A 7,692-nucleotide genomic window follows, 5' to 3' on the forward strand; every position below is an offset into this window, starting at 1 on the left:
CATGACAAAGCGGCAAACGGCGCGGCGTGATCGCGAGACACTACCTTGCTACAAGGGGGTATGTTTAATCCAGACATGGCCTGTATCGATCTCAAAAATCACTTGCCGATGTCCAAAGCCACCGACATGCTCGGCCCGGATGGGCAGCTGATAGTGTGCCAGCAAGGCGCGTGCAACCTCGATATTGCGCAGCTGCAAAGGATGCAGCGGCTTTCCCGGCGGGATGTGGGCAGGCGAGAGCATACAACCGCCGCCAAACAGTTTGGCCTCGGTCACTGCCGGATCAAAGGCCCCCTGGTGTCTCAATGCATCCACCAGCAAGTGCATGGCGTCCTCGGCATAGCGCGCATCCAGCGGTTCGTTGATGCGACGCCCAAGGTCTTGGGGGTGGCGCGCCAGCAGATAGTGACACATGCCGCCAATACGTTGCCCAGGATGCCACAGGGTAATGGCGATACACGAACCCAGCAGGGTGCGAATCCGCGTATTCCCTTGTGCCGTTTGAATGGCGCCAGGGGACAGATAAAGCGCGAGGTGTTCGGAATCAACGGGCATCAGGTGGCGATTTTGCGATAGACCGAGGGCGTGTGCATCACCAGGCTATGCTGCAGGCCATTGAGGGTCTCTGCCTGACCGATAAACAACCATCCGTTGTCTTTAAGTTTTTGGCTCAGGCGTGCCACTACCGCCTGCTTCGTGCTTTTATCAAAATAAATCATCACATTGCGCAAAAAGATCAGATCAAACATCCCCACTGCGGGCAGCTCGGCATTAAGATTCACCTGTGCAAAGCTGACCCGTGCCTGCAAGCGTGCGTCGATTAAAAACTGTCCGCGATACGCCCCGGTACCCTTCAGACACCAGGCGTGCAGATAGGCTTGCGGAATTTCTGCCGCGCAGTTCATATCATAAAGGCCGGTGCGGGCTTTTTGCAAAACACGCAGACTGATATCCGAGGCGAAAATCTCCCACGGCTGCTCTCCCAGACAGGCCGCACAGACGATGGCAAGGCTGTAGGCCTCCTCCCCCGAAGAAGAGGCTGCACTCCAGATGCGCAGGGGGGCGCGTCGTGCCGGGTTGTTTTTGTAGGCGGGTAAAATCTGCTCTTGCAGCAGGCGAAAATGCAAGGGTTCCCGAAAAAAGCGGGTTTCGTTGGTGGTTAATAAATCAATCGCCCGTTGAAACTCCTGGCGATCATGGGCGAGGATGCGGTAATAATCGCGGTAACTGCTGATCTGATAATGGCTGAGGCGCTTGGCCAGACGACCCGCGACCAGGGGTTTTTTGGCCACAGACAAACTGATGCCCGCTTGCTTGAGCATCAGTGTCTGGAACAGATGAAACTCTGCGTCACTGAGTAAAATAGCCAACCTCTAACGTTAATCAAATAAGGCCCGCTGGGTGCTTTGATCCCAGGCTCCCGTACCCAGACGCCGGGACTCCCTGAATTGGCGCAGGGCCTCACGCGAACGCGGCCCCCAGATACCATCAATACGGGCGCGATAAAAACCCAGTTCCGCCAGACGTGCCTGTACGGCCTTGGCATCCTCGGGGTTGCGCAGATTCAGCAAAGGTGCCGGGTCCGGGACGCTGGCCAAGGCCAGACCCTGTGACGAGGTGGCACTGTAGCGGCTTTCCTGCCAGGCCAGATTGAGCAGATTGGGGGTCAGATACATGCTGAATTCATGCGCCGCCAGCATGGCATTATCCTCGCGACTGAGCAGACGCATCGAGACAATCGCCTGATTATTGACCACGCTATACATGCCCACCAGCACCGCCTGCGCTTCGGGATAGGTGCGCACATCGCGCAATTCGCGAGACAGCGCCAATTCTCCCACCCCCTCCTGAATCACCAAAGGCCCGCTGCGCAGCTTGGGATCTACCAAACGGTAGCCATGCTGGGCCATGCGCGAGGCCACCTGTTCGCCAATCAGGCGCCCCAGGGTGCTGGAAACACTGAGCCGGTCAATATCTACAAAACTGGTAAACAGAATTGGGCGCACCCGATCCACCGGATGAATCAGATTGCGCTCCAGCCGGTCTGTGGCGGTATAAACCACGCTCTCCAGCGAGTGATAGCGCATATCATAGCTGCCATGATAGGGCTTGTTGAAGGCCTGCGCCTGCAGGGCAAAGCCCATGAAAAGCAGCACGGTCATCAGCTGAGCAATGCGGTATGTCATGACATCCTCCTAGCGATCCGTCAGTTGATAGATAACCGAGCGCGGCGGCTCCGGCGTCAAGGCATGTTGATAATGCCAGGCGTCGGTCTCATTGACATAATAAATGGCGGCATCGCGCATGATGTAGTCCTCGCCATACATCAAGGTAGAGGTCACCATGATCTCGGTACTGGGCAGACGGAAACTATACCAGCTAGGCTGGTGCATCTCATGCCAGGGACCATGCACGCCATCATACCAATAATGATGATACACCCCATCTGGCCCATACAGACGCCGACGCCCATCGGCCCAGGCCCACGGCCGCCCATCCTGATAAAGCGGAAAACCGGTGCGATAAACATACACATCCGGGGCCAGACGCATATACACCCGATCCCGCACATGCATGATTCGCTCGCTGTGGCGCACCGCCTCCAGATCAAAGCTTAACACCACCGCCTCCGTGGGCCGGTTGGTCACAATCATATTGCGCTTGACCAGATGCGTCACCAGCAGCGACTGAAAAGCCCGCTCAAACGGCGTCGTCCCGGAAGGTGCGACATAAATCGGCCACTGTTGCGCCACCAGACGCCCGGCCAAGGTGGTTTCAACCTTAGCCGCGACATCCTCAGCCAGCACCTCCCAATGATGCATGGCCTGCATTCGCTGCTGCGTGGTCAAAGGATAAGCATCGGGAACGGGGGCCTGTGCGATTTGCGCACAGCCGCTGATAAGCAACATCGCCACCAGCGAAAGCCCAAGGATAATCCTGGACATGAGGTTAATCTCCACAGATAAAAAGAAAAGCCGATGACACACGGCCCGGCATAACATGGCCACGTCTCGTTACCTGTGCTAAATGCAAAAGCAATGCCTAAACGCAAAGCGCCTAAATCGCCTTCAAAACCAGTGGATTAAAAAATTCCTCACGCCGCTTTATAAAAACAGAGGCATTTTTTGCCGCCCTTGCGTTGGAATGGCTGTTTTCACCACAGACGGCCTGTTGCGTTGAGCGCTAACAGCGGCTGGGATGATTATCATTAAACGCCTCGGCAGGTTTCATTCTGCAAATGTGTCTGGAGGCTTTTGCACAGCGCCATGACATCCACCGGTTTGGTCAGGTAATCGTCCATACCGGCCTGTAGACACAGGGCTTTGTCATCCTGCATGGCGTGGGCAGTCATGGCAATCACCGGCAGGGGTCTGGTTTCGGCGCGGTTGCTCATGGCCTGGGCACGAATCCAGGCGGTGGCCTGCAAACCATCGACCTCCGGCATCTGTACATCCATGAGCACCGCATCATAGCGTTGGCACTGCAAGCATTCGATGGCCTGCGCGCCGTCTTCTGCCTGATCCACCGAAAGCCCAAGCTTTGTCAAAACGCCGACTAACACCTGCCGATTGATGGCGTTATCTTCCACCAGTAATACGCGCTTATCCTGTCCGGCGAACAGGCCCGTCACTTGCTGGGCAAGCGGGTTGGCATATGGTGCCTGCGTGGATGCAGGGGGTGCTTCATCCGGGGATTGTGCAGCCTGCAATAGGGGTGTCAGTTGTTCTGCCAAGCGCCAGACCGGGATCGGCTTGTGCAAACAGCCTGCAAAACCATGGGTCTGTAATGCCGCCTCATCGATTTCAGGCGCGCCTTGGGTTGTGCCAAGCAACACCAGCCGGGTCGCGTGTAGTTGTGTGTTGGCGCGGATCGCCCGCGCCAAGGCCAGCCCATCCATCAAGGGCATCTGCTGATCCAGCAGCGCCAGCGCATACGGTGCGCCCTCGCTTAAGGCCGTATACAACACCCGCAAAGCGCTCGGCCCATCGCTGACCGCATCAACCTCGGCGCCCTGTTCACGCAAGGCCTCGGTCAATACGGTGCGGGTGCGCGCATGGTCATCCACCACCAGCACGCGCACATTGGCAAGCTCCGCCGCGACACGGGGCGCAGCGCTGGTGCGGGCCGGCTGCAACGGGAGCGTAAACCAAAAGGTGGCCCCTTGGCCGACCTGGCTATTAACGCCAATCTCGCCACCCATGATCTGCACCAGTTGTTTGCAGATCGCCAGGCCCAGGCCAGTTCCCCCAAATTTGCGGGTCATGGAGGCATCAATCTGGCTGAATTTTTGAAACAGGGTATTGAGCTTGTCGGCGGCAATCCCCATCCCGCTGTCGCTGACCGCAAAATGTAGCCATACGGTCTCGTCGTCTTGTTTCTGCAAGCGCCGTACCGTCAGGCACACCTCCCCTTGCGGGGTAAATTTGATGGCATTGCTGAGCAAATTGTTCAGAATTTGCGTCAAGCGGTTCGGATCACCGTGAAAATAGCGTTCCGTCTGCGGCGCCAGATCACACACAAACTCCAGTCCTTTGGCGTGTGCCTTGAAAGCCATCAGCGCGTTGAGCGACTCCAGCACGGCATACAGATCGAACTCAATCTGCTCCAGAAGCAGATGTCCCGCTTCCATCTTGGAAAAATCCAGAATATCGTTGACCAGAGACAACAAGGCATCGCCACTGCTGCGGATCGCCTCAAGATAGCGCTGCTGAGTGGTGTTTAGCGTCGTATCGGCCAACAGCCAGGTCATCCCCACAATCCCGTTGAGCGGAGTGCGAATCTCATGACTCATATTTGCCAAGAATTCACTTTTGGCCACCGTGGCGGCCTCTGCCGCTTGTCGGGCCTGCTCCAGGGCCAGCTCATTGTGCTTGCGCGCCGTGATGTCGGTGTGTGAACCGGCCATGCGATACGGCTTGCCTTGGGCATCGCGCAAGGCCGCCCCCCGCGCCAAAATCCACACATCATGCCCCTGCTTGTGGCACATCCGAAACTCAATGTGATAGCCCTCCTCATTCCCTTGCAGATAGGTCTGTACATAATTCAACACGCTGGCGCGATCATCTGGGTGCAACAGGCGCTCAAAGGTCGCAAAAACATTCTCCAGCTCCTCATCGGCATAGCCCAGCATTGCTTTCCAGCGCGCAGACAAAAACAGGGCATTGTTGAGCATATCCCAGTCCCAGATTCCGTCATTACTGCCATGAATCGCCAGCTGATACTGCTCACGACTTTGTTCCAGTGCCCGCTCCATGGCCTTGCGCGCCGTGATATCAATGACCACCGACAACAGATAGGGCTGCCCTTCAACATGCACCCAATCAACGGATAAGAGCGCATCCATCAAGGCCCCCGGCTTTCTGCGAAAACGCAGCTCGTAATGATTGATCCGCCCTTCGGTACGCAGAATGCTGACCAATTCTTCTCGTTGCGCAGGATCATCAAACAGCCCCAATTCCAGGGTTGTTTTGCCAATCGCTTCCTCACGGGAATAGCCGGAAAGCTGCACAAAGCCCTCATTGACATTGAGCAGCAAACCATCTTCTATGCGCGTCACCGTCACTGCCATGGAGCTTAGCTGAAAGATGCGCGCAAACTGTTCTGCGTGTTCGTGCGCTTCACGCTCTTTGGCCAGCTTCAGGCGGATTTCATCCTCCAGCGCCGCCAGTAATCCATTGATACATTCCGCCAGTGAATTGATCTCATCACGCCCCACCATCTGAATGCGCGACGCAAAACGCTTCTCCTGTGCGATCCCCTGCACAAAGGATTGCACCTGTGAAATCCTGGCCAGTACCAGACGATCCAGCACCCACAGCATCACCAGCACACCCAGACCGCCGGTAAGCAACAGCAACATCAGCAACACGCGCAAATCCTGTAGCGCCTGGAGATAAAACCCGCGCCATAAAGACACCTCCAACATCAGAATCGGTGCATTAAACACATCGCGAAAAGGCAGATAAATATGCAGATACTCGCCTGCGATGCGTGTCAATGGGTGTTCTTTCTCGGGGATATCCCACAGCCCGTCAGGCATATTTGCAGCCTTCACGGTGTGCAGCGCCAGCGCCAAACCGGTCAGCTGCTCCAGCTGTTGCAGCTTGGATTCATCAAAGACCTTGGCAAAGATCAGCACCCCGCGTGCCGGCCCCTGATAGGCACTGGTCAGCACCGGCTGAGAAGCGATAAACATCGGCTGCCCCTCAAGCATGATCAAGCCGTGCACCCCGCCGCTCTCCTGTGCCCGCGTCAATACCGAGGGCTGCGCCAGCAACTGCGCCAACGCAGACGGCAAAGGCCGCTCTGCATCCTTGGCCAGATCGTAATATTTGGCAAACAGTACCTCACCCTGCACATCAATCAACGCAGCAACATTCAATCCCTGATGTGCAAAGGTCTGATCAATGAAATTGGAACTCAGATACGCCGGGTCAGGATCGTGCATAAAGGCATAGGTATCATCCCAGGCCGCATAATCAAAGGCCAAGGTTGCCAAGACCTCCTTGACCTGCGCCAGATTCGCCTGGATACGCAGTTGCTTGGCCTGCACCGCCTGCGAGGTATTCTCCTGGGCGCGATGCAACAACACCCCCCGCGCCCACCAAAACATCATACTGGTCATCAGCAACACACTGAGCACCAAAATCATCAGCGTCTTTTGACGTATCGTCATCGTCATGGTCATCAAAAAAACGCACAGCATAGCGCATTCAACCAAGCCTGGGATGATCAACCCACGCAAGGGTTTGTAACTGCTGGCTAAAATCTATCATTTTCTATAAAAACCTTGTCTTTTTGCGCCCGGCGCTGTGCTTTGTTATGTAGTAGGCTGTCCTTGTGCGCTTTTGCACCGTCCAGACAGGCTACGGCTGGACGTTAATCCGTACGCAAGAGTTATGTAAGACCCGGTTTTTCCTGGCAATAGCAGTGACGGCGTATACAAATCCGTGAAATAGATTTTCATAGATTTTTAGTAGCGGCTTCTTAACGCACATCAGCGACAAGGCAAAGCCCGTTCCTGTTGGCCGCGCTAACGTCTTTGCCTACGCGCTATCCCGCAAAGCAGACGCTGTCAACCCAATTCAGAAAAGTCCCCTTTTGTGCAAAGCAGAAGTGTCCCCCGTAGAATGCGTGGTTATGGTGTTTGGGCTGGTGCCGGAGTGATGTTGCCCCGACCTCTCCAAGGGTGGTCCGGCGCCGGTTTGTAGGTTGGCTTGGCGGTCTGTTTTGCCTTGGCCTGGTCGACGCTGTGGTGGACACTTTTTTCATCATCCAGCGGTGTGGGCGGTTCGCCCTCAGCCAACAGACGGTAAGGCATGATGTGCCCCTGGTGCAGGAGGGTGATGGTGCCGTCGAAGGCCTCGCAGACGGTGAGGGTGGCACCCCGCAGGCGGTAGCCCTTGCCCTGTCCCTGAAGCTGATATTCCCGGTTCTTGAACTGGAAGCAAAGGTTCTTGGAGAGCTTACGGGTATGGTGCAGGCAAAGGATGAGGGCCTGCTCCTCGGGGCTGTGCAGCACCGGTCGGTGGGCATCCTGGGGGCTTTGTGGCTCGACGGCGAAGCGGGCGTTGAAGTCGGCCATGAAGGTGGGGAGGGAGGCGTTGGCGGCGTCGATGTCCGAGATCTCACGCAGGCGCAGCTCCTTGACCAAACGGTCTTGCAGGGTCTGGTTGGCCCGCTCCACCCGCC

Annotated in this window: 5 protein-coding genes and 1 pseudogene; all 6 read right to left on the reverse strand. The window is 56.4% G+C overall.

The window, feature by feature from the left end; all coding sequences use genetic code 11:
* Nucleotides 1-48 precede the first annotated feature (48 nt).
* The gene (locus THISIDRAFT_RS01520) at nucleotides 49-555 is read right to left on the reverse strand and encodes a chemotaxis protein CheD (protein WP_006787370.1); all 507 of its coding nucleotides are present in this window, start codon (nucleotides 553-555) and stop codon (nucleotides 49-51) included.
* Nucleotides 555-1,370: a CheR family methyltransferase gene (locus tag THISIDRAFT_RS01525; protein ID WP_040852178.1), complete on the reverse strand. Its 816-nt coding sequence runs from the start codon at nucleotides 1,368-1,370 to the stop codon at nucleotides 555-557. Before THISIDRAFT_RS01525 ends, THISIDRAFT_RS01520 begins: the two co-directional genes overlap by 1 nt.
* 9 nt (nucleotides 1,371-1,379) lie before the next feature.
* Nucleotides 1,380-2,186, reverse strand: coding sequence for a FlgO family outer membrane protein (locus THISIDRAFT_RS01530; RefSeq protein WP_006787372.1), 807 nt, complete (start codon nucleotides 2,184-2,186; stop codon nucleotides 1,380-1,382).
* A gap of 9 nt (nucleotides 2,187-2,195) precedes the next feature.
* Nucleotides 2,196-2,945 carry a hypothetical protein gene (locus THISIDRAFT_RS01535; protein WP_006787373.1) on the reverse strand — a complete coding sequence of 250 codons (750 nt, stop codon included), beginning with the start codon at nucleotides 2,943-2,945 and terminating at the stop codon, nucleotides 2,196-2,198.
* A 263-nt stretch (nucleotides 2,946-3,208) separates the two neighbouring features.
* Entirely contained in the window at nucleotides 3,209-6,676 is a 3,468-nt protein-coding gene (locus THISIDRAFT_RS01540; protein WP_159098518.1) for a response regulator, read from the reverse strand.
* 462 nt (nucleotides 6,677-7,138) lie between these two features.
* A pseudogene (locus THISIDRAFT_RS15130) lies at nucleotides 7,139-7,692 on the reverse strand (hypothetical protein); the annotation flags it as partial.

The sequence above is a fragment of the Thiorhodospira sibirica ATCC 700588 genome, from assembly GCF_000227725.2.
Taxonomy (GTDB): Bacteria; Pseudomonadota; Gammaproteobacteria; order Ectothiorhodospirales; family Ectothiorhodospiraceae; genus Thiorhodospira; species Thiorhodospira sibirica.

Bases quoted from the DNA above. Each gene is read 5' to 3' on its own strand.
- THISIDRAFT_RS01520 (WP_006787370.1), bottom strand. From the start codon at position 555: ATGCCCGTTGATTCCGAACACCTCGCGCTTTATCTGTCCCCTGGCGCC.
- THISIDRAFT_RS01530 (WP_006787372.1), bottom strand. From the start codon at position 2,186: ATGACATACCGCATTGCTCAGCTGATGACCGTGCTGCTTTTCATGGGC.
- THISIDRAFT_RS01535 (WP_006787373.1), bottom strand. From the start codon at position 2,945: ATGTCCAGGATTATCCTTGGGCTTTCGCTGGTGGCGATGTTGCTTATC.
- THISIDRAFT_RS01540 (WP_159098518.1), bottom strand. From the start codon at position 6,676: ATGACGATACGTCAAAAGACGCTGATGATTTTGGTGCTCAGTGTGTTG.